The sequence below is a fragment of the Aeromicrobium marinum DSM 15272 genome, from assembly GCF_000160775.2.
GTDB classification, from domain to species: Bacteria; Actinomycetota; Actinomycetes; order Propionibacteriales; family Nocardioidaceae; genus Aeromicrobium; species Aeromicrobium marinum.
The window spans coordinates 3,035,430-3,058,853 of sequence record NZ_CM001024.1 but is presented as its reverse complement, the minus strand read 5'-3'; the positions used below and the strand labels follow the sequence as shown (position 1 = coordinate 3,058,853).

Genomic DNA, 23,424 nt, shown 5'->3' with positions numbered 1-23,424 from the left:
CGCGCCGCCGGCAGTGACTACTTGGCGTACGAGTGCAGGCCCGGCACGAAGATGTTGACGCCGTAGTAGCTGAACAGGAACGTCGCGAAGCCGGCGAGCGCCAGCAGAGCGGCCCGCCGGCCGCGCCAGCCGGCCGTCGCCCGGGCGTGCAGGTAGCAGGCGTAGACGACCCAGGTGATGAACGCCCAGACCTCCTTGGGGTCCCAGCCCCAGTACCGGCCCCAGGCGTACTGCGCCCAGATCGGACCGGCGATCAGGGCACCGAAGGTCCACAGCACGAAGCCGACCGCGTGCACGCGGTACGCCAGGCGGTCCATCGCGCCGATGACGGGCAGCCGGCGCAGGATCGGGCCGACGGTGCCACGCTGCTCGGCGCGCTCCTTGACGATGTAGAGCACCGAGGCCGCCGCACCGAGCAGGAAGAGCCCGCCGGCCAGCATGACCGCCGCGACGTGGATGACCAACCAGTAGGAGTGCAGGGCCGGCACGAGCGGCCCGGCCGGCACGTAGGCGGTCCAGGAGAGGCCGAGGACCAGCAGACCGAACCCGGCGACCACGCCGCCGAGCCACTGCACCTGCGAGGTGACCGAGAGGATCAGGAAGGTGACCAGGGCGATGGCGACGCCGGCGGCACCGAACTCGTACATGTTGCCCCACGGCACCCGCTCGGCGGCCAGCCCGCGGGTCACGACGCCGACGGTCAGCACGGCGGCCGCCACGGCCGTCAGGGCGACGCCGACGCGCTGCAGCAGGTCGCTGCGGGTCTCGGGCGCCTCGGCGGCCTCCGGCTCCAGGGGCTCGCCGTCGGAGCCGACCAGCACCCGGGCCTCACGGCGGACGAAGCCGAGCTCGGCGACGAACGCGAGGAAGGCCAGCGACAGCACGACGGTCGCGGAGGCGACGGCGTACTGCGAGAAGGTGGCGTAGTCGGCCAGGGTCATGACGGCTCCTTGCTGCCTGGCTGCCCACCGGACAGCTCGGTGCGCATCCGTTCGATGACGTGCTGCAGGTCGTCCCCGAGATCGTCGCGGGGCACGCGATCGAGGGCTGCAACCTCCACCACGGTACGTGAGCCGTCCCGACGCGCGCGAATCCAGATCCGCCGCGGGCGGACGAACAGCGACAACGAGATGCCCACCAGTCCGGCGATGACGCCCCACAGCGGCAGCTGCACCAGCGGGGTCGACGACACCTGGAAGCGCACGAACTGACGCAGGCCGGTGAACGCGACCGTCGTGCCGTCGGGGAGGTCGATCTCCTGCCCCGGCACCAGCTCGACCCGGAACGGGTCGCCGTCGTCGTCCAGCACCTGGTCCATGCGGCGGGTGTCGAGGCTGAACACCGACTGGGCCCGGCCGTCGTCGAGGCCGAGGTCGCCGGTCCACACCTGCATCGCGACGTAGGGGTTGGCCGCGGCCGGGAAGGCCGAGATCGACGCCTCGTCCTCGCCGACCGACACCGCGGTGGGCAGGAAGAACCCGCGCATGCCGATCTGGTCGCCGGTGGTGTCGGGCACCTTGACGACGCCCGTGGACGTGTAGGTGGCGTCCTCGGGCAGGAAGGGGACGGCCTCGTCGAACACCACGGTGCCGTCGGGCTGGGTCACCCGGATGATCGGGGCGTACCCCTGACCGACCAGGTAGACCGCCGTGGACCCGACCTGCAGCGGGTGGTTGACCTCGATCTCGAACGGCCGGGCCGCCCCGTCGAGCCCGTCGACGAAGGTTCCGGTGGCCTCGAACTCCCGCGGCGCACCCCGCTGCGGGCCCTCCAGCTGGAACTCCGCACGGAAGTCCTCGAGGGTCAGCGAGAACGGCGGCAGGTCGTCGGGGTCGAACAGGGCCCCGGAGGCGAAGTCGTCGTACTGGGTGAGGACGTTGGAGAACGAGTCGCCCTCGGTCACGATCGAGGCGCCGCGGTAGCTGAACAGCGCACCGGCCGCGACCCCGACGAGCACCACCACGACGCTGACGTGGAACACCAGGTTGCCGAACTCGCGCAGGTAGCCCTTCTCGGCGCGCAGCTCCCCCGTGGCGGCATCCCCGTCCCCGTCGAGGACGACGTCGACGCGGGCCCGACCGACGACGCGCCGCCCCACCGCGAGCGTCTCCTCGACCGACAGGTCGGTGGTGAACTCACCCGAGGCCGGCAGGCGCGCGAAGTTGCGCGGGGCCCTCGGCGGGCGCGCCCGCAGCGCCTTCAGGTACACGTTCGTGCGCGGCAGGATGCACCCGACGAGCGAGACCATCAGCAGCAGGTAGATCGCGCTGAACCACGGTGAGGTGTAGACCGAGAAGAACCCCAGCGCGTCGAGAACCGGCGAGAGATCCGGGTGCCGGGACATGAACGCCTCGGTGGCGCGGGCGTCGACGCTGCGTTGCGGCACGAACGACCCGGGCAGCGAGGCGATGGCCAGCAGCAGGAGCAGCAGCAGCGCGGTGCGCATCGAGGTGAGCTGCCGCCAGATCCAGCGGGCGAACTCACGGCCGCCGAGCGCCGGGGCGCCCGACGCCTCGGGGCGGGAGGTGGTCGTCGTCTCGTCGGTCACAGCAGCGCCCCGAACCCGCCGGCCCACGTCTGCAGGTCGGCGATCAGCGAGTCCCACACCCCGGTGACCAGCAGCACGCCGACCACCAGCAGCAGCACGCCTCCGGCGACCGACAGGGCACGCTGGTGACGGCGCACCCACTGGGTGCTGCGGGTGAACCGGGCGAAGCCCAGCGCGGCCAGGACGAACGGCACCCCGAGGCCGAGGCAGTAGACCCCGGTCAGCAGCGCGCCCCGTGCCGCCGTGGCCTCGTTGCCGGCGAGGACGAGGACGGCGCCGAGGGTCGGGCCGATGCACGGCAGCCAGCCGAGACCGAACAGCACGCCGAGCACCGGGGCGATGCCCAGGCCGACGGCCGGCACGGCGTGCACCCGCCACTCGCGCTGCATGGCCGGCACGAGGCCGAGGAACACCAGCGCGAGGACGATGACCAGGACGCCGGCGACGATCGAGAAGGTGCGCTGGTGCTGGGCCAGGCGCAGACCGACCGCCCCGAAGAGCGCACCGCCGGCGACGTACACCGCCGAGAACCCCAGGACGAACAGCACCGCCCCGGTGACCACGCGGGGACGCCGCGAGGTGTCGAGGTCCTGCACCCCGACGCCGGACACGTACGACAGGTAGCCGGGGACGAGGGGGAGCACGCAGGGCGAGAAGAACGACACCAGTCCGGCCAGGACCGCGACGGGGATCGCCAGCAGCAGCGAGCCCGAGAGCACGGTCTGTTCGAACCAGCCGCCCATCAGTCCCGGGCCTCGGCCAGCACGTCGTCGATGATGCCGCCGAGCGTCGAGGCGGTGACCTCGTCCATCAGCCGCGCGGCCACCCGGCCCTCGGTGTCGATGACCCACGTGGTCGGGATGGCCTGGGAGGGCAGGGAGTCGACGAACCGCAGCTCGAGCCGGCCGCCCTCGTCGGCGAAGCTCGGGTAGTCGATGCCGACCGATCGGTTGAAGGCCGTGGCGGCAGCGTTCTTGGTGCGGTTGAGGATGCCGAGGAACTGCGCGTCACCGGCGTACTGGTCGGCCAGCTCCTTGAGCACCGGCGCCTCGGCCCGGCACGGCGGGCACCAGGACCCCCACACGTTCACCACGATCACCTGCCCGGCGAAGTCGTCCGTCGACAGCGGGTCGCCGTCGAGGTCGGTGCCGGTGAGGGTGGGCGCCGGCTCCCGGTCCTCGGGGTCGACCACCGTGATGCCACCGTCGCCGCTGACGTAGCCGCCGGTCGATCCGGGATTGCCGACCCCGCTGCAGGCCACGGTCAGCAGGAGCAGGGCGAGGAGTGCCGGCGCCCGCCGGACGGGGACGCGGGTCATGCGCCCCCGACGAACTTGCCCTTGAGCGCGTCCGGCAGCAGGTCGCCGGCGGGCTCGGCATAGGTGAACCCGGCGTAGTCGTCGCCGTCGAACGTCAGGCTGGTGATGCTGGCCAGGGTGCACTGGCGCTTGCGGGGGTCGTGCACGTAGCTGTTGCCCTCGTAGGCCTGCCGGGCGATCCACACCGGCAGCTGGTGGGACACGATGACCGCCTCGTGTCCGCGCGCGGCCTCGCGGGCGTCGTCGACGGCGGCCTGCATGCGGTCGGCGATCTCGCCGTACGGCTCGCCCCAGGACGGCCGGAACGGGTTGCGCAGCTTCCACCAGTTCTTCGGGTGGACCAGCGCCTTCGGCTCGGCGCCGACGGTGCGGCCCTCGAACAGGTTGTCGGCCTCGATGACCCGGTCGTCGGTGGTGATGGCCACGTCGAGCAGCTTCGAGAGCGGGTCGGCCGTCTGCTGCGCACGCTCCAGCGGCGAGGCGACCAGGTGCACGATCTCGTTGGCGTGCAGGAAGTCGGCGGCGCGGGCGGCCATCTGGTGACCGAGGTCGGACAGCAGGAACTCCGGCAGGCGGCCGTAGAGGACCCCGTCGGGGTTGTGGACCTCCCCGTGCCGCATGAGGTGCACGATCGTGCGAGTGCTCATCAGTGACCCTGCTTCCTCGGTCGTCCATCGGGATCGGTCGCCGCGGCTGCGGCCCGGGCGGCGCCCGGCAGTGCCTCGATGATTCTAGAGAGTGCCTCCCCGTCGTGGGCCGCCGACAGGAACCAGGCCTCGAAGGCGCTCGGCGGCAGGTACACGCCGGCGTCCAGCATCGCGTGGAAGAAGGCGGCGTAGCGCCAGGTCTGCTGGGCCTGCGCCCCGGCGAAGTCGCGCACCGGGTCCGGCCCCCAGAACACGCTGAACATCGTGCCGGTGGACTGCACGACGTGCTCGACCCCCGCGGCCGTGAGGGCCTCCGCGACCGCGCCCTGCAGCGTGGTCGACGCCGCCTGCAGGCCGGCGTAGACCTCCTCGGTCGCGAGCCGCAGGGTCGTGAGGCCGGCAGTCGACGCGATCGGGTTCCCCGACAGGGTGCCGGCCTGGTAGACCGGGCCGACCGGCGCGAGCATCTCCATCAGGTCGCGCCGCCCGCCGAACGCGGCGGCGGGGAACCCCCCACCCATGACCTTGCCGAACGTCAGCAGGTCGGGCATCCAGCCCTCCACCGCGCCGTCGAGCCCCCACTGGCCGTGCCGGGTGACCCGGAACCCGGTCATCACCTCGTCGCTGATGAACAGGGCCCCGTGTCGGCGGCAGAGGGCCGAGAGGAAGGCGTTGAAGCCGGGCTCAGGGGCGATCACGCCCATGTTGCCGGGGGCCGCCTCGGTGATGAGGCACGCGATGCGGTCGCCCATCTCGTCGAACACGCGGGTCAGCGCCTCACGGTCGTGGTACGGCAGCACGACCGTGTCGGCGGCGACGTGGTCGGGCACGCCGGGCGTCCCCGGGATGCCCAGGGTGACGACGCCCGAGCCGGCCTCGGCGAGCAACGGGTCGACGTGACCGTGGTAGCAGCCGGCGAACTTGACGATCAGGTCCCGGCCCGTCGCCGCCCGCGCCAGGCGCACCGCCGACATCGTCGCCTCGGTGCCCGACGACACCAGACGCACCTGCTCGACCGGGGTCCGCGCCACGATCTCCTCGGCGAGCAGCACCTCGGGCTCGCTGGGGGTGCCGAACGACGTACCGCGCCCGGCGGCGTCGCGGACCGCCGCGACCACCTCGGGATGCGCGTGACCCAGGAGCATCGGCCCCCACGAGCCGACCAGGTCGACGTAGGTGCTGCCGTCGACGTCGGTGAGGTAGGCCCCCGCACCCTGCGCCATGAAGCGCGGGACCCCGCCGACGGCCCGGAACGCGCGGACCGGTGAGTTCACGCCACCGGGCGAGACCACCTTCGCGCGGTCGAAGAGACGGGCGGACTCGTCGGTGGTGGCCATGCCCCCATTGTCCCCGGTCGGGCGACCGGCGGCGCCGCGGGAGTCCGAGCGGCGTAACCTCGATCACACCCGGGTCGTTGTGCAGTCGTCGACCCGGTTGGTCGAACCGCACGATGGCTGTAACATGCTGTGACGCCTGCAGGCGTCTGACTCGCCTGCTGTCTGGGAGGAATTCGATGCGAGCTCGCAAGCTCACGCGGTGGCAGAAGGCCAGCGCCCTGGTGCCGATGGCCGTGCTGGTCGGCGCATGGGGAGCCGCGTTGACCAACACCAGCCTCGCCTCGGCCGCGGGCGACGACGACGCCTCCGCGATCCCGTCCGTCCCGAGCACCCCGTTCGACCAGCCCGCCAGCGTGCAGGCCGACCCGGCCGGCATCGACCCGCGCGCCGGTGCCGACGGCGCCCTCGCGACCCTGTCGACCAACGGCATCCCGGTGGCAGCCGTCTCGGCCTACCGCCGCGCCGAGACCCTCCTGGCCCAGGCCGACGAGTCCTGCCGCCTGCCGTGGCACCTGCTCGCCGCGGTCGGTCGGGTGGAGTCCAACCACGGCCGCATCAACGGCAACTCGCTGAACGCCGACGGCGTCGCGACCCCCGGCATCTTCGGTCCGCTGCTCGACGGCAGCAGCGACACCGCCCGCATCAACGACACCGACAACGGTGCCCTCGACCAGAACGCCGTGTTCGACCGCGCCGTCGGCCCGATGCAGTTCATCCCCGGCACCTGGGCGTCGGTCGGCGTCGACGCCGACAACGACGGCACCAAGAACCCCCAGGACATCGACGACTCGGCCACGGCGGCCGGCATCTACCTGTGCGCCGGCGACGGCGACCTGAGCAACCCCGAGGACCTGCGGTCCGCGGTGCTGCGCTACAACCGCTCCGGCACCTACGCCGACACCGTCATCGCGATCTCCGAGGCCTACGCCCAGGGCGACTTCACCGAGGCGCCCAACAACCTGCGGGCCTCCGCGCCGGTCGTCAACCGGGCCATGGACCAGTCGATCAGCGAGAGCGACCGGCAGGCTGCGGCCGAGGCCGAGCGCGTGGCCGCGAACCCGCCCCCGGCGACCCCCGGGTCCACGGGCGGCGGCACCACCGCTCCCCCGGCGTCCGGCGGCGGCACGGGCGGGACGCCCGGCACCGGCGGCGGCACCACCGCACCGCCGGCCCCCGCACCCTCCCCGGGTGTCACCGGGCTCGTCAACGGTCTGGTCAACGACCTCACCGGTGCCGGCACCTCGACCTCCGGCACGGGCACGGCGCCGGGCTCCAGCACGCTCACCTGGGCGCAGGCCAAGATGCAGTGCCTCGCGACCGGCATCATGTCGTTCGACGTGGTCGGTCTGCTGAACTGCATCACCAGCCTGCTCAGCTGACACCCGCACACGACGACGAAGGCCCCCACCGGTGGTGGGGGCCTTCGTCGTTCCGCAGCTGACCGCCGGGATCGTGAGGGTCAGCGACGACGGGCGATCTCGGCAGCCCAGTAGGTCAGGACAATGTCGGCCCCGGCGCGCCTGATCGACGTGACGGTCTCGTCGATCGCGCGCTCACGGTCGATCCAGCCGCGCTCGGCGGCGGCCTCGAGCATCGCGTACTCCCCCGACACGTTGTAGGCGGCCACCGGGACGCTGACCCGGTCACGGATCGCGGCCACCAGGTCGAGGTAGCCCAGGGCCGGCTTGACCATCACCACGTCGGCGCCCTCGGCGACGTCGAGCAGCACCTCGCGCAGCGCCTCCCGCCCGTTCGCCGGGTCCTGCTGGTAGGTGCGTCGGTCGCCGACCAGGGACGAACCGGCTGCCTCGCGGAAGGGGCCGTAGAACGCCGAGGCGTACTTGGCGGCGTACGCGAGGATCGCGACGTCGACCTGCCCCGCTGCGTCGAGCGCGGCCCGCACGACGCCCACCTGGCCGTCCATCATGCCGCTCGGACCGACCCAGTGGGCACCGGCCTCGGCCTGGGCCACGGCCATCCGGCCGTAGATCTCCAGCGTGGCGTCGTTGTCGACCCGGCCCCGGTCGTCCAGGACGCCGCAGTGGCCGTGGTCGGTGAACTCGTCCAGGCACAGGTCGCTCATCACGACGAGGGCGTCACCGGCCTCCGACCGGGCGTCCGCGATCGCGACGTTGAGGATGCCGGCGGGATCGAGGGCCCCGGACCCGGACGCGTCCTTGTGCTCGGGAACCCCGAACAGCATGACTCCGCCGAGCCCGAGCTCGGCGGCCTCGGCGACCGCGGCCCGGGCCGAGTCACGGGTGTGCTGCACGACGCCCGGCATGCTGCTGACGGGGCGCGGCTCGGTGAGTCCCTCGCCGACGAACATCGGCAGCACCAGCTGGGCGGGCTCGTACCGCGTCTCCCGGACGAGGCCCCGGACGGCTGCGGAGGTCCGCAGCCGTCGGGGCCGGTCGCCGGGGTACACCATCGTCAGGCCTTGCGGCGCGACGACGGGCGGCGCTGGGACGGCTTGGTGACCGGCTCGCCGGCCTCCAGCATCGACAGCCGGCGGGTGGCACCGAAGTCCGCCAGGGCGTCGGCGAGCACGTCCACCGACGGCGACTCCGCCAGGACGTCGACCCGCAGGCCGTGCTCCTCGGCGGTCTTGGCCGTCGCCGGTCCGATGCACGCGATGATCGTCGACGGGTGCGGCTTGCCGGCGATGCCCACGAGGTTGCGGACGGTCGAGCTCGACGTGAACAGCACGGCGTCGAACTTGCCCGACTTGATCGCCTCGCGGGTCGGCGCCGGCGGCGGGGCCGCCCGCACGGTGCGGTACGCGGTGACGTCGTCGACCTCCCACCCGAGGTCGACCAGACCGGCCACGAGGGTCTCGGTCGCGATGTCGGCCCGCGGGAGGAACACCCGGTTGATCGGGTCGAGCGACTCGTCGTAGGGCGGCCAGTCCTCCAGCAACCCGCGGGCGGACTGCTCGCCGGTCGGCACGAGATCGGCGCGGATGCCCCAGGTGGCGATCGCCTCGGCGGTCTTGTCACCGACGGCCGCGATCTTCAGACCCGAGAACGCCCGTGCGTCGAGCCCGTACTCCTCGAACTTCTCGCGCACGGCCTTGACGGCGTTGACGCTGGTGAACGCGATCCACTCGTAGCGGCCCTCGACCAGACCGCGCACGGCCTTGTCCATCTGCTGCGGGTTGCGAGGCGGCTCGACCGAGATCGTCGGGACCTCCTCGGAGATCGCGCCGTAGCCCCGCAGACGCCGGGCCAGGCCGGCCGACTGCTCCTTGGTGCGCGGCACCAGGATGCGCCACCCGTACAGCGGCTTGGTCTCGAACCACGACAACGCCTCACGCATCGCGACGACCTCGCCGACGACCGTGATGGCCGGCGACGTCATGCCGGCCTCCTTGGCGTCGGCCGCGATCGCCCCGAGGGTGCTGACGACGGTGGACTGCTCGGTGGTCGTGCCGACCCGGGTCATCGCGACCGGCGTCTCGGCGGAGCGGCCGGCGGCGATGAGGCCGTCGGCGGCCTCGCCGATGCGGGCGACCGCCGAGAGCAGCACGAGGGTGTCGTCACCGCCGAGCTCGTCCCAGGCGATCGTGGCGTCGCCGACGCTGACCGTGCGGTACTCCCGATGGGTGCGGTTGGTCAGCGGCACGCCGGCGTACGCGGGCACTGCCGACACCGACGAGATGCCGGGTACGATCTCGAACGCGATGCCGGCCTTGGCGCACGCGGCGGCCTCCTCCGGTCCCGTGGCGTAGGTGAACGGGTCGCCGGAGATCAGGCGGACGACGTGGGCGCCGGTCTTGGCGTGGCGCACCACGAGGCGGGCGCGGGCGGCGTGCGTGAGCAGCTCGCCGTCCTCGCCGACACCCCCGTCGACGACCTCGGCGTCGGTGACGACGAGGTTCGCCTGCTCGGGCAGTTCGGTGATGACGACGTCGGCGGTGGCGAGGAGCTCGGCCGCGCGGACGGTCAGGAGGCTCGCGTCGCCGGGGCCTGCGCCGACGAAGCTGACGTGCCCGAGGCGCTTGGCCGTGGACTTCTTGGCGGTTCCTGCCGGTGCGCCTCCCTTCGTGGCGGGGGCGACCTCGCGGGCTGCGGTGGTGATGGTCACGTGGTTCTTCCTTGTCGTGCTGCCGGGGTTCTCGGTGTCGGTCGGTCGAGTCATGGCACGGGCGCCATGATCCGATCGGCTCCGTCGGCGAGCATCTCGGCAGCGAGACGCTCCCCGACCGCGGCGGCCTCGGCGGGCAGACCGGTCGCGGACAGGCGGATGGTGGGGGATCCGGACGGGTCGGCGACCACGGCTCGGATCCAGAGCTCGTCGCCGTCGTCGCCCCAGGCGACCTCGGCGAGAGCTCCGACGGGGGCGGAACAGCCGGCCTCGAGCGCGGCCAGCAGGCTGCGCTCGGCGGTCACGGCTGCCCGGGTGTCGGCGTCGTCGAGCGCGGCCAGCAGGCCGATCAGCTCGTCGTCGCCGGCGCGGCACTCCACGGCCAGGGCACCCTGACCGGGGGCCGGGAGGACCTGGATGGGGTCGAGCACCTCGGTGGCCTCGTCGGCCCGTCCGAGCCGCAGCAGACCGGCGCGGGCGAGCACGACGGCGTCGACCTCGCCGCTGGCGACCTTGCCGATGCGGGTGTCGACGTTGCCACGGATGGGGACGATCTCGACGCCGAGACCCAGCGCGTTGATCTGCGCCTCACGACGCGGCGACCCGGTGCCGATGCGGGCGCCCTGGGGCAGCTCGCCGAGCGTCAAGCCGTCGCGGGCCACCACCACGTCACGCACGTCCTCGCGGGGCGGGACGGCGGCCAGGGCCAGGCGCGGGTCGGGCGCGGTCGGCAGGTCCTTGAGCGAGTGCACGGCCAGGTCGACGTGGCCGGCCGCGACCGCCTCCCGCAACGCGGCGACGAACACTCCCTGGCCACCCATCTCGGCGAGCGGACCGGTCGACCGGTCGCCCTCGGTGCTGATGGTCACGAGCTCGACGGCTCGGCCGCTGACCTCGGTGATGCGGTCCGCGACGTGGCCGGACTGGGTGCGGGCGAGCACGCTGGCGCGGGTGCCCAGGCGCAGGGCGGGCAGCTGGACGGTCATGGCTGGTCACCCACTCCCGTGACCGCCTCGACGGCGGCCGGGTCGAGGGCGAACAGGTCGGCCAGCGCGTCGGCGTAGGTGAGCCCGGCGGGGCCCTCGACGAGCTGCTGGACCCGCACGGTGGGGGCGTGGATGAGCTTCTCGGAGACGCGGCGCAGCGCCGTGCGGACCTCGGCCAGCTGGGCCTCGTCGAGGCCGGCCAGCCGTGATTCCAGCCGCTCGGTCTCGGCCGCGACGACCTCGGTGGCCATGCTGCGCAGGGCCACGACGGTGGGCGTGACCGCCGACGCGGACTTGGCGGCCAGGAAGCTGCGCACCTCGTCGTCGACGATGGCGCGCACCTGGTCGACGTCGGCGGCGATCTCGGCGGTGGCCGCCTGCTGCGACAGCACCGTCAGGTCGATCAGGGTGACGCCGTCGATCGCGACGGTGTCGGCCGCGATGTCGCGGGGCAGCGCGAGGTCCACGAGCGTCATCGACCGGCCGGCGGCCGCCGTCCGGATGCGGTCGGCGTCGAACACCACGCCCGTGGCCCCGGTGCAGCTGACGAGCACGTCGGCGGCGGCCAGCTCGACGTCGAGGGCCTGCCAGCGGACGGCGCTGACGCCGAACGCGGCCACCAGCTCGTACGCCCGCTGGTAGGTGCGGTTGGCGACCATGATCCGCTGCGGTGCGACGCCACGGTCGACCAACGTGCGCACGGCGAGGTTGGCCATCGTGCCGGCACCCGCGACCAGGTAGCGGGTCGAGGCGTCCGGGGTCCCGGCGGCGTCGAGCGCGGCGGTGACCACCGACGGCGCGAGCCGGTCGATGCCGGTCTCGGCGTGACCGCGCTTGCCGATGCGCAGCGCCTGCTGGAACAAGGTGTTGAGGGCCGTGCCCACGGTCGACTCGGCCTGCGCGGTCTGCAACGACTGCCGGACCTGGCCCAGGATCTGGCTCTCCCCCAGGATCATGGAGTCCATGCCCGCGGCCACCCCGAACAGGTGGGCGACGGCGGCATCGTCGTAGTGCACGTAGAGGTGCTGCACGAGCTCGTCACGGTCGAGGCCGGCGTGCTCGGCGAACAGCCGCGACAGCTCCTCGATGGCCCCGTGGAACCGCTCGGCCTCCACGTAGACCTCGACGCGGTTGCAGGTCGAGATGACCACCGACTCGGTGATGAAGGGGGTCTCCAGGACGCGGCTGGCCAGCTTCAGGCCCGCGTCGGTGTCGAGCGACGCCCGCTCGAGCACGTCGATCGGCGCCGACCGGTGGGACATCCCCACGACAAGAACGCTCATGCCGTCGCCTCCGTCGGAACAGCACGGTACGCAGACGCCGGCATGACGGATCCACGGTTCACTCGCTGACGCTCGCTCATGCCGTCGCCTCCGTCGGAAGGGCACGGTACGCAGACGCCGGCATGACGTATCCACGGTTCACTCGCTGACGCTCGCTCATGCCGTCGCCTCCGTCTCGTCGGCGCGCCGCTGCTGGTGGTACGCCAGGATCTGCAGCTCGATGGACAGGTCCACCTTGCGCACGTCGACGCCGTTCGGCACCTCCAGGTGCGCGGGCGCGAAGTTGAGGATGCTCGTGACCCCGGCGGCGACGAGCACGTCGGCGACCTCCTGGGCGGCCGCGCCGGGCGTCGCGACGACGGCGATGCGGATGCCCCGTTCAGCGACGATCGCGGGCAGCCGGTCGACCGGCTCGACCTCCAGGCCGGCGACGGTGGTGCCGATGCGAGTCGGGTCGGCATCGACGAGCGCGACGATGCGGATGCCGCGGGTGCTGAACCCCTGGTAGGACGACAGCGCCGTGCCGAGATGACCGACCCCGACGATGACGACGTCCCAGTCCTGGGTCTGCCCGATCGCGCGGGCGACCTCGTGCCGGAGGTGCTCGACGTCGTAGCCGACCCCCCGGGTACCGTAGGAGCCGAGGTGCGACAGATCCTTGCGCAGCTTGGCGGGGTTCACCCCGGCAGCAGCCGCGAGATCGACCGACGAGCAGGTGGGGGTCCCGGCCTCCGCGAGCGCGTTCAGCGCGCGCAGGTAGACCGGAAGACGAGCCACGGTCGCGTCCGGCACCTCCCGCCCCGGCGGGACGGTGCGGTCGTTGCGAAGAATTGTCACAGCACTCCTGCGGCGTCGGACCTGGGGATTTCCCTGACGGGACGGGCCCACGCAGCGCGCTTCATTCTAGGAGTTCGTGAAGGTGTTCACAAAATCGTCATCCGGCGGGGTGCGCGATCTCACCCGCCACGCCACCGGTGGTTGAGGCGGCGCGAGGAACGAGCGCCCTCGAAACCACCACGGCACGCCACCCGGTGGTTGAGGCGGCGCGAGGAACGAGCGCCCTCGAAACCACCATGCTGCGCCACCGGGTGGTCGAGGCGGCGCGAGGAACGAGCGCCCTCGAAACCACCACCCGCGACGCCACCCGGTGGTTGAGGCGGCGCGAGGAACGAGCGCCCTCGAAACCACCACCCCTCACCCAGGTGGTTTCGAGGCTCCTCGCAGAGCTCGTCACACCTCAACCACCGAGCCACTCGAGGCTCGTCACACCTCAACCACCGGCCCGGCGACTCCCGGTCAGTGACCGCGGTCGAGCCACTCCTGCAGGTGCGGGGCCTCCGCGCCGATCGACGTGTCGTCGCCATGACCGGTGTGCACCACGGTCTCGGGCGGCAACGTCAGGAGTCGTTCGCGGATGGAGTCGACGATCGTGTCGAAGCTGGAGTAGGACCGTCCGGTCGCGCCCGGGCCGCCGTTGAACAGCGTGTCACCGCTGAAAACCGCCCCCAGCGACTCCGCGTACAGACAGGTGCTGCCCGGGGAGTGACCCGGGGTGTGGAGGGCCCGGAGGGTGACGCCGGCGACCTCGAACGTCGCGCCGTCGACCAGCTCGTGGTCGGGGGGCGAGTCGTGCTCGACGTCCCACAGCATGCGGTCCTGGGGTGGGAACCAGATCTCGGCCCCCGTCGTGTCGGCCAGCTCGACGGCCGCGTTGACGTGGTCGTTGTGGCCGTGGGTCAGCACGATGCCGACCACCGTGCGGTCGCCGACCGCGGCCGCGATCGCCGGGGCGTCGTGCGGGGCGTCGATCACCAGCACCTCGCGGTCGTCGCCGACCAGCCACACATTGTTGTCGACGTCCCAGCTGCCGCCGTCGAGGGCGAACTGGCCGGAGGTGACGACCTTGTCGATACGAACCGCCATCAGAGCGTCACCACCGAACGCAGCACGTCACCGTCGTGCATCCGGGCGAACGCCGCCTCGACCCCGTCGATGCCGATCGTCTCGGTGACGAACGCGTCGAGGTCCAGCCGGCCCTGCAGGTAGAGGTCGATCAGCATCGGGAAGTCCCTCGACGGCAGGCAGTCGCCGTACCAGGACGACTTCAGCGAGCCGCCCCGACCGAACACGTCGATCAACGGCAGCTCGAGCGTCATGTCGGGGGTCGGCACGCCCACCAGCACCACCGTGCCGGCGAGGTCGCGGGCGTAGAACGCCTGCTTCCACGTCTCCGGACGGCCCACCGCGTCGATCACGACGTCGGCACCGAAGCCGCCCGTCAGGGCCTGCACGGCCTCGACCACGTCGGTGGTCGAGGCGTCGATCGTGTGGGTGGCGCCGAGGTCGGTGGCCCACTCCAGCTTGCGGGGGTCGAGGTCGATCGCGATGATCTTCGCCGCTCCGGCCAACCGGGCACCAGCGACGGCGGCCGCTCCCACGCCGCCGCAGCCGATGACCGCGACCGAGTCGCCGCGACCGACGTTGCCGGTGTTGATGGCGGCGCCCAGGCCGGCCATGACACCGCAGCCCAGCAGGCCGGCAGCGGCGGGCGAGGCCGCCGGGTCGACCTTGGTGCACTGCCCGGCGGCGACCAGCGTCTTGTCGGCGAACGCCCCGATGCCCAGCGCCGGCGACAGCTCGGTGCCGTCCTCCAGGGTCATCTTCTGGGTCGCGTTGTGCGTCGCGAAGCAGTACCAGGGCCGCCCGCGCTCGCAGGCCCGGCAGCTGCCGCAGACGGCACGCCAGTTGAGGATGACGTAGTCGCCCGGGGCGACGTCGGTGACGCCCTCGCCCACCGACTCGACGACACCGGCCGCCTCGTGCCCGAGCAGGAACGGGTACTCGTCGTTGATGCCACCCTCGCGGTAGTGCAGGTCGGTGTGGCAGACGCCGCAGGCCTGCACCGCCACCACCGCCTCGCCCGGACCGGGGTCGGGGATGACGATGTTCTCGAGCGTGACGGGCGCTCCCTTGGCCATCGCCACCACTCCACGGACGGTCTGCGGCATCGTGATCTCCTTCACATCGGGGTCTGGGGGCGACGCTACCGGCCGACCCGTCGCTCCGCCGGTCCGCGGTCGAGGCGGCGGACGCCGGCGGGCTCGGAGCGCGCCGAGCGGTTCGGGTGGACGGCCGGCGCCGGGGCGGCCAGACTCGGCAGATGCGCACCGACGTCAGCTTCCTCAGCCACGGCACCCGACTCGCCGCGTGGCACTGGTCCGGCGAGGGCGACGCCCTCACCTCCACCGGCGGACGGCCCTGCGTGGTGATGGCCCACGGCTTCGGTGCCACCAAGGACGCCGGCCTCGAGCCGTTCGCGGAGCGGTTCGCCGCCGCGGGCGCCGACGTGCTGATGTTCGACTACCGGGGGTTCGGCACCTCCGAGGGCTTCGAGCGTCAGGTCGTCGACCATCGTCGTCACCGTGAGGACTACGTCGCAGCCGTCGCGCACGCCCGGACCCTCGAGGGGGTCGACCCCGACCGCATCGTGCTCTGGGGCAGCTCGTACTCCGGCGGCCACGTCGTGGCGGTGGCCGGGGGCGACCCGCGGATCGCCGGCGTCGTCTCGCAGGGCGCGGCGATGGACGGTCTCGGCGCCGTGCTGCAGATCGTGTCCTACGCCGGGCTCCTGCACCTGCTGAAGCTCTCGGCCCACGCCCTGCGGGACGCGGTCGGCCACCTGCTGCGCCGGCCGCCGCGACTCATGCCGATCGTCGGTCCGCCCGGGTCCGTCGCCGCGATCACCTCGGCCGACGGCGAGTCCGGCTACCGCACCATCATGGGGCCGACGTTCCGCAACGAGATGCCCGGTCGCTGCGTGCTGCCGATCATGACCAACCGGCCGGTCACGCACGCCAAGCGCCTGCACATGCCGCTGATGCTGGTCCTGGCGAGCCAGGACTCCATCGCCCCGCCGTCCGCGGTCGAGCGGGTAGGCCGGCTGGCGCGCGGCCCGGTGACGATCGAGCGGCTCGACGTCGGGCACTTCGACATCTACGTCGGGGAGCCGTTCGAGACCTCGGTCGCCGCGCAGGTGGAGTTCCTCCGCACCCTCTGACCCCTCACGCCGATTCGTGTCGGTGCCGAGTGGCGCAGAACGGGTCTCGAGTGGCGCAGAACGGCCCGACACGCCGTCTCAGAAGCGCCGAACTGCGCCACTCGCGGAACCTGGGGTGGGGGTGGGTCAGGTGGACGGGTCGTGGCCGAGCTTGCGGAGGGCCCGGTTCGCGGCGAGGAAGCCGGACATCCCGTGGGCGCCGGCGCCCGGAGGGGTCGCGGCGGAGCAGAGGTACACCCCGTCGACCCCCGTGTCGTAGGGGGTCAGGGTGACCCGCGGGCGGAACACCAGCTGCCACATGTCGTTGGCGCCCGAGACGATGTCGCCGCCGACGTAGTTGGGATTCGATCGGGCCAGCTCGGTGGTGCTGCGCACGGCCACGGCCCTGATCCGGTCGCGGAACCCCGGCGCGAACCGTTCGATCTGTGCCGTGATCGCCTCGGTGGCGTCGCCGGTGAAGCCGGCCGGCACGTGGGCGTAGGCGTAGAGCGGGTCGACGCCGCCGGCCGACCGCGACGGATCGGCGACGTACTGCTGCCCGACCAGGACGAACGGCCGCTCGGGCATCCGGCCGCGGGCGACCTCACGCTCGACCCCGGCGACCTCGGCGAGGTCGCCGCCCAGGTGGACGGTGCCGGCGCGACGGGTCGGCTCATGGGTCCACGGCACCCCGCCCTCGACCGCGAAGTCGACCTTGAACGATCCGGGCCCGTGGCGGTAGCCGCGCAGGGCCCGGGCGATGCGGCGGGGCATCCGGTCTCCCACGATGTCGGCCGCCGCGGCCGGTGAGGTGTCGAGCAGCACCACGTCGGGCGATCCGAGCTCGGCCAACGACCCCACCATGACGCCGGTGTCGAAACCGACCCCCAGGCGCCGACCGATCGCGATCAGTGCGTCGGCGATCGCCCCGGACCCGCCCTGCGCGACCGGCCAGCCGTAGCGGTGCGCAGCCGTCGCGAGGGCCACCCCGATCGCGGAGGAGACGGGCGAACCGAACGGCCGGAACGCGTGGGCGGCCGTGCCGGCGAAGAGCGCCCGTGCCTCCGGCTGCTTCCAGCGACGCGCGGTGAACGAGGCGGGCGCCGCGGCCCGCAGCCCGAAGCGGGCCAGGTGCACCGGGTGGTCCGGCACGTGCAGCACCGGCTGCAGGAACTCGGTCCCGATCGTGTCGAAGCGTTGCTCCAACGGCCCGAACACCCGACTCCAGGTGCGGCCGTCACGGCCGCCGAGCGCCTCGGCCGTGGCGTCGACCGACCGCCAGGCGGCGGCGCCGCGTCCGCCGTCGAGCGGGTGCGCGTACTGCACCTCGGGCTGCAACCACCGCAGCCCCTCGGCCTCGAGGTCGAACGACCGGGAGAAGCCGGACGCCGTCGCGAACGGGTGGAAGCCCGAGCACTCGTCGTGCACGAGACCGGGAAGGGTCAGCTCGGCCGAGCGGATGCCACCCCCGAGCGTGTCGGCCCCCTCGACCACGCGGACCTCCAGGCCGGCGCGGGCCAGCGTCACCGCGGCGGCGAGCCCGTTGGGCCCGCTGCCGACGACGACGGCGGTCGTCACCCCTGACCCGACGGCACCGACGGACCGAACGTGCGCACGTCGTGCACCGGGAAGACGTCGCCGGCCTCGGGCCACGGCTGACGGCTCAGCATGTCGCTCACGCGCACGTAGCCCTCCTCGAGCAGTCCCAGGTTCGCGTCGTACACACGGTACTGCTGCGTCTGGGTCTGGATCGGCTGGGACTCCAGCACCATGACGACGAGCTCGCCGGGCTCGAAGTCGCAGCGCTCCTGCACCGCGGCGAGCAGCTGGCCGTTGTGCAGGTGGCCCTCGCCGAAGTTCCAGCCCAGCGCGTAGCCGGCGACGATCTCGCCGTCGCGCACCGTCCAGCCGTCGCCATCACCGATGATGCGGCGGGTCAGCCCGGCGTGGGCGCGACCGTGGCTGTGCAGCGACCGCCAGGCCATCACCTTGGCGAGGAACAGCTGGACCGTCTCGTCGGGGTACAGCATCCGCAGCTGGTCGACCGGGAGCGGGCTGGTGGTGGTCAGGGCCGCGTCCATCCTCTGCTCGGCGTCGCCCTTGAAGTACCAGGCGCTGGTGGCCCAGTTGCCGGCGTAGTAGCGCATGGCCGGCAGGAACGAGACCTTCTCGGGTCGCACGTTGCCGAGCAGCGGGAGGCCGACCAGGGGGATCAGCACCAGCAGGGTGGCCGGGGTGGTCATGTCCCAGATCTGGGTCTCGCCGTAGGTGCCGAAGAGGTAGAACAGGCTGAAGATGAAGAACACGTTCCACTCCAACGGCACGCCCATCGGGACCGTGGAGAGGATGTGCAGGTGGAACACCACCATGAAGATCAGCGCCGCCCAGGTGAGCGTGCCGCCGTCGCCGAGGAACACCAGGTAGGCCGGCACGAGGTACTCCACGGCCGTGCCGACGTGTGCCATGGTCCGCGGGATCGCCGAGGGCTGCAGGTCGTCCGGAGCGTTCCGGTACATCTTGCGCTTGACCCAGCGGGAGCGGATCAGCGGGCTGTTGCTCATCATGACCGCCACCACGTGGGGGAAGTGGTGGTTGAGCTTGGAGGTGGCCGCGCCCCACCAGAGGGCCAGCATCACGAGCTTGAAGGCGATGATCATGTCGACGAACGGCAGGAAGAACACGAACAGGGTGACCCAGTACTGCTCGCCGCGGGCGGCCAGGAAGATCGTCTTGTCGCGCAGGCCGAGCAGGCCCAGGGTCGCGATCAGCGGCAGGGCCGCGACGGGGTCGAGCAGCCCGACGGTGTCACCGGCGGTCACCGCCACGCCGTCACCGGGCTGCGCCAGCAACCACACCGCCGTGCCCAGCACCCCGGCGTAGAGCGCGACGTCGAACCAGGTCCGGGTGGTGCCGCCGGTCCCGGGCACCTTGTCGGGCCACGGGGCGAGCCGGATCGTGCCGGGGCGCAGCCAGTAGAGGAAGGCGCCCATCGGCGGGACGAACCGGCTGGTCAGCGGCCCCCAGCCGCAGCCGAAGCCGGCGACCTCGAACAACAGGGTCCACACGACCAGCTTCTGGTAGACGATCGGCTGGTCCCACCACACGTCGATGTCGCCCAGGCCGCCCAGGCCCGGCGTCATCGAGATGAACCAGGCCGCACCGGCGACGTACAGCCCGATCTTCAGCACGTAGACCAGGTAGATCGCCGAGGGCGTGCCGAAACCGTGCTCGACCCAGTGCTGCGCCAACGGCTTGAGCCGTTCGCTGTAGGGCCGGCGGCTCCACTCGTCGTGGTCCAGGTCCGGCAGGTCGGGTGCGACGAAGCCCATGACGGTCTCGCTCTCGGCTCGGGGGTGACCCGACCCTACGGCTCCGATGTGACCTGCGCCACGGAACCGCGGCCTGAACTCCGGGTCTTCACTCGTGCGGACCGCACGAACCGGCAGCCTGGTTCACGTCGCCGGACGGTCTCGCAGCACGATCACGGCCGGGTGAGCACGGCCCGGCCCAGCCATCGGGCGGCTTCCAGCGCCACGAGCACGTCGAACGCCGTCGCCGGGTCGGTGGGGTCGAGCGCGCACAGGTCCTTGGCCTGCTGCACCCGGTACTGCACGGAGTTGCGATGCAGGTTGGTCGCCGCAGCGGTCGCCGCGAAGCTGCCGTGCCGCAGCACGAACTCCCGCAGCGTCCCGCGCAGCATCTGCGCCCGGTCCGAGTCCTCGGCCAACGAACCCAACGCCCGCAGCACCAGCGCCCGGGTGGCGTCGAGGTCCTCGGCCAGGACCGTGACGGCGGCGACCTCGGCGTAGGTGGTGACCGCCGGCTCGGAGCGGCCCGACGCCGCGCGCACCAGCTTGACCCGCCGCGCCTGGCGGTGGCTGCGGCGGAACCCCTCGACGCCGTGCTCGGGTCGTCCGCACGCCACCTGCACCGGTGATCCCGCCGCGACGAGCTCGGTCGCCAGCGCCCGCGGATCGACGTGGACGCCGTCGGCCACCTCGAACCAGGCGGCGACCTCGCGGTCGTCGGTGCGGACCACCAGGGGGTCGCGCCGGACGCCCAGGTGGCGGGCCACCACGTCGCAGGAGGCCTGCACCACCCGGTCGACGTCGCCGTCGGCGACGTCGTCGGTCGGCCAGAGCTCGACCGCCAGGTGCAGCGCGTCGAACCGCAGCCCCAGGGCCTCCGCGGCGCGGTCCAGGTCGACCTGCCGGTCGGCGAGCACCTGGTCGACCCACTGCCGTCGGACGCCGAACCCGCTGGCGGTCCAGCGCTCACGTTCGGCCTCCCACGCACGGCCCACCCGGTCGCAGACCAGGTCCAGGTAGTCGGCCGACTGCCGGACCAGGTGCGGCACGACGGCCATCGGTTCGCCGGTCACGGCGTCCGGCAGCACCGCGAGGGCAGCGTCGAGGAAACGGGTGTGCCCCAGCCGGTAGGCCCGGATCAACGCCGACAGGGGCACCCCACGCTGCGCGAGGATCCGCGCGTAGGCCAGCGCGGCCGTGGGCGCATCCAGGTCACCGGGCTCCGGTCCGCGCTCCAGGTAGTTCAGCGCCGTCACGATGTTCTCGGTGATGCTCGCCTCGAGCAGCCCCCGCAGCCGCTCGTCGTGGTCCAGCTCGGCGATCTCGACCAGGGTCAGGTCGAACAGGTCCCGGATGAACGGCTCGCGCAGGGGTCTGAGCCGGCGGGCCACCTCGGCCACCTGCACGGACGCCTCCGACACCTCCACCCGGTCAGTATGTCCCCAGGTGGCACCGGACATGCTGGGCCGGTGAAGACACCCGTGCCGGACTACCTGGAGGAGGTCCTCGGCGCGTGCGCCGAGGACGACGGCGAGCTGGCCGACTACATCCCCGAGCTGGCGTCGGCCGACCCCGATCGGCTCGCCGTCGCCCTCACGACCCTGGACGGCGAGACCTACGCGGCCGGTGACGCCGACGAGCGGTTCACGGTGCAGTCGATCTCCAAGCCCTTCGTCTACGCCCTGGCGCTCGCCGACCGCGGTCTCGACGCCGTGCTGGAGGCGGTCGGCACCGAGCCGTCCGGCGACCCGTTCAACGAGATCTCGTTGGAGGACCACAGCGGCCGGCCCCGCAACCCGATGATCAACATCGGTGCGATCACGACCCACTCGCTCGTCGGCACCCCGGGGTGCACCGTCGAGGAGCGGTTCGAGCGGGTCCGCTCCGGCCTCTCGGCGTTCGCCGGCCGCGAGCTGGAGGTCGACGAGCGGGTCTTCGCGTCCGAGCGGGCCCATGCCGACCGCAACCTGGCGCTGGCCTACATGGTCAGCAGCCGCGGCATCATCTCCGAGGACCCCGCGGTCCTGGTGCAGGAGTACACCCGGCAGTGCTCGGTGGTCGTGGACGTGCGCGACCTGTCGGCGATGGCCGCGACCCTGGCGAACGGAGGCCTCAACCCGGCCACCGGCGTCCGCGTCCTCGAGCCGTGGGTGTGCCGCCAGGTGCTGGCCGTGATGGCCACCTGCGGCATGTACGACGCGGCCGGCGACTGGCTGTCGTCGGTCGGCATCCCGGCCAAGAGCGGCGTGGCCGGCGGCATCATGGGCGCCCTACCGGGCCAGGTGGGTCTGGCCACGTTCTCGCCACGGCTCGACGGTTTCGGCAACAGCAGCCGCGGGGTGCGCATCTGCGAACGACTGTCGCGCGACATGGGGCTGCACCTCATGAGCCTGCCCGCGACCGGCCCGTCGGTGCTGAGGGGCACCGGGGACCTGGTCGCCGGCGACGGCGACGGCACGGCCCGGGCGGTCCTGCAGGGCGCGATCACGTTCGCCGGCGCCGAGCGGGTCCTGCGCGAGCTGGCCACGATCGAGCCGGGCGACACGCTGGTCGTGCTGGACCTGAGCCGGGTGTCGCACGTCGATGACGTCGGGCGCCGCATGGTGCTGGAGGGCATCCGGCGCCTGTCGCTGGACGGTCATCCGATCACGCTGGTCGACCCCGAGCGCACCCTGCCCGATCCCGACGCCGGCGACGGCGTGCGCCCGGAGGTGGTCGACCGGCTGGCCGACGACGCGCCGAGTGACCCAGGCCACACCCGGACGCGTCCCGACTCCTAGGCTGGGGCACCCGGCCCGCCCCTCGGAGGTTCCATGATGCTGAAGGCCACGACCCTGGCCAAGCTCGGCCTCGGTGCCGCCGGCCTGGCGGTCTCGCGCCGGTTCGCGAGCCTGCAGGCGGTCGCGCCCGAGCTGCGCACCCGTTCGTTGTTCCTGCCGATGCCGATCGACAACCCGGCCACCCTGCAGGTCGCCCGCCGCCTCTACGGGGCGGCGTCGGAGGTCGACCCCGAGGTGACCGTGGAACTCCGCACCGCGGAGGCCGTCGGGGCAGCACCGACCCAGGTGGCGGTCTACCGCCCGCCGAGCCGCACCGAGCCCGGCCCGGCCCTGCTGTGGATCCACGGCGGCGGCTTCATCATCGGGACGGCCGGCACCTCCAACGACATGTGCAGCTGGATCGCCCGACGCCTGGGCATCGTGGTGGTCTCGGTGGACTACCGGCTGGCCCCGGAGGATCCCTTCCCCGCCGGTCTCGACGACACCGACACCGCCCTGCAGTGGCTGCACAGCCGCGCCGGCGAGCTCGGCGTCGACCCGGCGCGCATCGCCGTCGGGGGACCCAGCGCGGGCGGAGGCCTGGCCGCGGCACTCGCCCAACGCGCCCTCGACGAGGACCTGCCGGTCGCCTTCCAGCTGCTGGTCTACCCGATGCTCGACGACCGCACGGTACTGCGCTCCGACCACGGCGGCACCGGCCGCGTGGCCTGGTCGCCGCGATCGAACCGGTTCGCCTGGACGGCCTACCTGGGCCGTCCGCCGCGGGCACAGGAGCCGCGGCCGTACGCCGCAGCAGCCCGCCGCGACGACCTGCGGGGTCTGCCGCCGGCCTGGATCGGTGTGGGAGCGCTCGACCTGTTCCACGCCGAGGACGTCGACTACGCCGAGCGGCTGCGCGCGGCCGGCGTGCCGTGCGAGCTGCGCGTGGTGCCCGGCATGTACCACGGCGCCGACTCCCTGCCGGTGCCGTCGATGCGGGCGTTCCGCGAGGAGATGCTGCAGGCCCTCGCGGCCGGTCTGGGCGTCACCGTGCGCCCGTGACCGGATGTCGAGCCGGTCGGGAATGACAGGTCGCCGCACCGGGTTCCCTGATCA

General features: G+C 72.7%; 20 protein-coding genes. 4 read left to right on the top strand and 16 right to left on the bottom strand.

Annotation, left to right across the window (positions count from 1 at the left end; all coding sequences use genetic code 11):
* Positions 1-17: 17 nt before the first annotated feature.
* The 6 genes from ccsB to hemL are packed head-to-tail and all read right to left on the bottom strand — an operon-like array spanning position 18 to position 5,850.
* Positions 18-941, bottom strand: a complete 924-nt coding sequence (gene ccsB / locus HMPREF0063_RS15335; RefSeq protein WP_007079619.1) for a c-type cytochrome biogenesis protein CcsB — start codon at positions 939-941, stop codon at positions 18-20.
* The gene (resB, locus tag HMPREF0063_RS15330) at positions 938-2,548 is read right to left on the bottom strand and encodes a cytochrome c biogenesis protein ResB (protein WP_050760983.1); all 1,611 of its coding nucleotides are present in this window, start codon (positions 2,546-2,548) and stop codon (positions 938-940) included. The genes ccsB and resB overlap by 4 nt, the downstream gene beginning before the upstream one ends.
* Entirely contained in the window at positions 2,545-3,291 is a 747-nt protein-coding gene (locus HMPREF0063_RS15325) for a cytochrome c biogenesis CcdA family protein (RefSeq protein ID WP_007079617.1), read from the bottom strand. The genes resB and HMPREF0063_RS15325 overlap by 4 nt, the downstream gene beginning before the upstream one ends.
* Positions 3,291-3,866, bottom strand: coding sequence for a TlpA family protein disulfide reductase (locus HMPREF0063_RS15320; RefSeq protein WP_007079616.1), 576 nt, complete (start codon positions 3,864-3,866; stop codon positions 3,291-3,293). The genes HMPREF0063_RS15325 and HMPREF0063_RS15320 overlap by 1 nt, the downstream gene beginning before the upstream one ends.
* Positions 3,863-4,513 (bottom strand): histidine phosphatase family protein, encoded by a 651-nt coding sequence (locus HMPREF0063_RS15315; protein ID WP_007079615.1) that lies wholly within the window; start codon positions 4,511-4,513, stop codon positions 3,863-3,865. Before HMPREF0063_RS15315 ends, HMPREF0063_RS15320 begins: the two co-directional genes overlap by 4 nt.
* Positions 4,513-5,850: a glutamate-1-semialdehyde 2,1-aminomutase gene (hemL, locus tag HMPREF0063_RS15310; RefSeq protein WP_007079614.1), complete on the bottom strand. Its 1,338-nt coding sequence runs from the start codon at positions 5,848-5,850 to the stop codon at positions 4,513-4,515. Before hemL ends, HMPREF0063_RS15315 begins: the two co-directional genes overlap by 1 nt.
* 176 nt (positions 5,851-6,026) lie before the next feature.
* Here hemL and HMPREF0063_RS17030 point away from each other — a divergent pair, with 176 nt between their 5' ends.
* Complete coding sequence (locus HMPREF0063_RS17030; RefSeq protein ID WP_007079613.1) at positions 6,027-7,229, top strand: lytic transglycosylase domain-containing protein; 1,203 nt, start codon at positions 6,027-6,029, stop codon at positions 7,227-7,229.
* Between the two features lie 80 nt (positions 7,230-7,309).
* Here the strand turns inward: HMPREF0063_RS17030 and hemB are convergent, their stop codons facing one another.
* The 7 genes from hemB to HMPREF0063_RS15270 form a co-directional block, all read right to left on the bottom strand.
* Entirely contained in the window at positions 7,310-8,281 is a 972-nt protein-coding gene (gene hemB / locus HMPREF0063_RS15300) for a porphobilinogen synthase (RefSeq protein ID WP_007079612.1), read from the bottom strand.
* Between the two features lie 2 nt (positions 8,282-8,283).
* Positions 8,284-9,930, bottom strand: a complete 1,647-nt coding sequence (locus tag HMPREF0063_RS15295; protein ID WP_425358314.1) for a bifunctional uroporphyrinogen-III C-methyltransferase/uroporphyrinogen-III synthase — start codon at positions 9,928-9,930, stop codon at positions 8,284-8,286.
* A gap of 56 nt (positions 9,931-9,986) precedes the next feature.
* On the bottom strand, positions 9,987-10,910 hold the full coding sequence (hemC, locus tag HMPREF0063_RS15290; RefSeq protein ID WP_245527772.1) for a hydroxymethylbilane synthase: 924 nt from the start codon (positions 10,908-10,910) through the stop codon (positions 9,987-9,989).
* Between the two features lie 8 nt (positions 10,911-10,918).
* Positions 10,919-12,205: a glutamyl-tRNA reductase gene (locus HMPREF0063_RS15285; protein ID WP_007079609.1), complete on the bottom strand. Its 1,287-nt coding sequence runs from the start codon at positions 12,203-12,205 to the stop codon at positions 10,919-10,921.
* A gap of 156 nt (positions 12,206-12,361) precedes the next feature.
* Positions 12,362-13,042, bottom strand: a complete 681-nt coding sequence (locus tag HMPREF0063_RS15280) for a redox-sensing transcriptional repressor Rex (protein ID WP_007079608.1) — start codon at positions 13,040-13,042, stop codon at positions 12,362-12,364.
* A gap of 459 nt (positions 13,043-13,501) precedes the next feature.
* A complete protein-coding gene (locus tag HMPREF0063_RS15275) occupies positions 13,502-14,128 on the bottom strand; it encodes an MBL fold metallo-hydrolase (protein ID WP_007079606.1) in 627 nt (208 codons plus the stop codon).
* On the bottom strand, positions 14,128-15,213 hold the full coding sequence (locus tag HMPREF0063_RS15270; RefSeq protein WP_040321012.1) for an S-(hydroxymethyl)mycothiol dehydrogenase: 1,086 nt from the start codon (positions 15,211-15,213) through the stop codon (positions 14,128-14,130). Before HMPREF0063_RS15270 ends, HMPREF0063_RS15275 begins: the two co-directional genes overlap by 1 nt.
* 152 nt (positions 15,214-15,365) lie before the next feature.
* On the opposite strand from HMPREF0063_RS15270, the gene HMPREF0063_RS15265 reads away from it, so the two are divergent.
* The gene (locus HMPREF0063_RS15265; RefSeq protein WP_040320341.1) at positions 15,366-16,262 is read left to right on the top strand and encodes an alpha/beta hydrolase; all 897 of its coding nucleotides are present in this window, start codon (positions 15,366-15,368) and stop codon (positions 16,260-16,262) included.
* A gap of 126 nt (positions 16,263-16,388) precedes the next feature.
* On the opposite strand, the gene HMPREF0063_RS15260 is transcribed toward HMPREF0063_RS15265, so the two are convergent.
* From HMPREF0063_RS15260 to HMPREF0063_RS15250, 3 genes are all read right to left on the bottom strand, one after another.
* Entirely contained in the window at positions 16,389-17,819 is a 1,431-nt protein-coding gene (locus tag HMPREF0063_RS15260) for a phytoene desaturase family protein (RefSeq protein WP_007079603.1), read from the bottom strand.
* On the bottom strand, positions 17,816-19,570 hold the full coding sequence (locus HMPREF0063_RS15255) for a DUF3556 domain-containing protein (protein ID WP_007079602.1): 1,755 nt from the start codon (positions 19,568-19,570) through the stop codon (positions 17,816-17,818). Before HMPREF0063_RS15255 ends, HMPREF0063_RS15260 begins: the two co-directional genes overlap by 4 nt.
* 152 nt (positions 19,571-19,722) lie before the next feature.
* Positions 19,723-21,009, bottom strand: coding sequence for a PucR family transcriptional regulator (locus HMPREF0063_RS15250; RefSeq protein ID WP_083788951.1), 1,287 nt, complete (start codon positions 21,007-21,009; stop codon positions 19,723-19,725).
* A 9-nt stretch (positions 21,010-21,018) separates the two neighbouring features.
* On the opposite strand from HMPREF0063_RS15250, the gene HMPREF0063_RS15245 reads away from it, so the two are divergent.
* A complete protein-coding gene (locus HMPREF0063_RS15245) occupies positions 21,019-22,329 on the top strand; it encodes a glutaminase (protein ID WP_040320340.1) in 1,311 nt (436 codons plus the stop codon).
* Positions 22,330-22,362: 33 nt separating this feature from the next.
* Positions 22,363-23,370, top strand: a complete 1,008-nt coding sequence (locus HMPREF0063_RS15240) for an alpha/beta hydrolase (protein WP_007079599.1) — start codon at positions 22,363-22,365, stop codon at positions 23,368-23,370.
* Positions 23,371-23,424 lie beyond the last annotated feature (54 nt).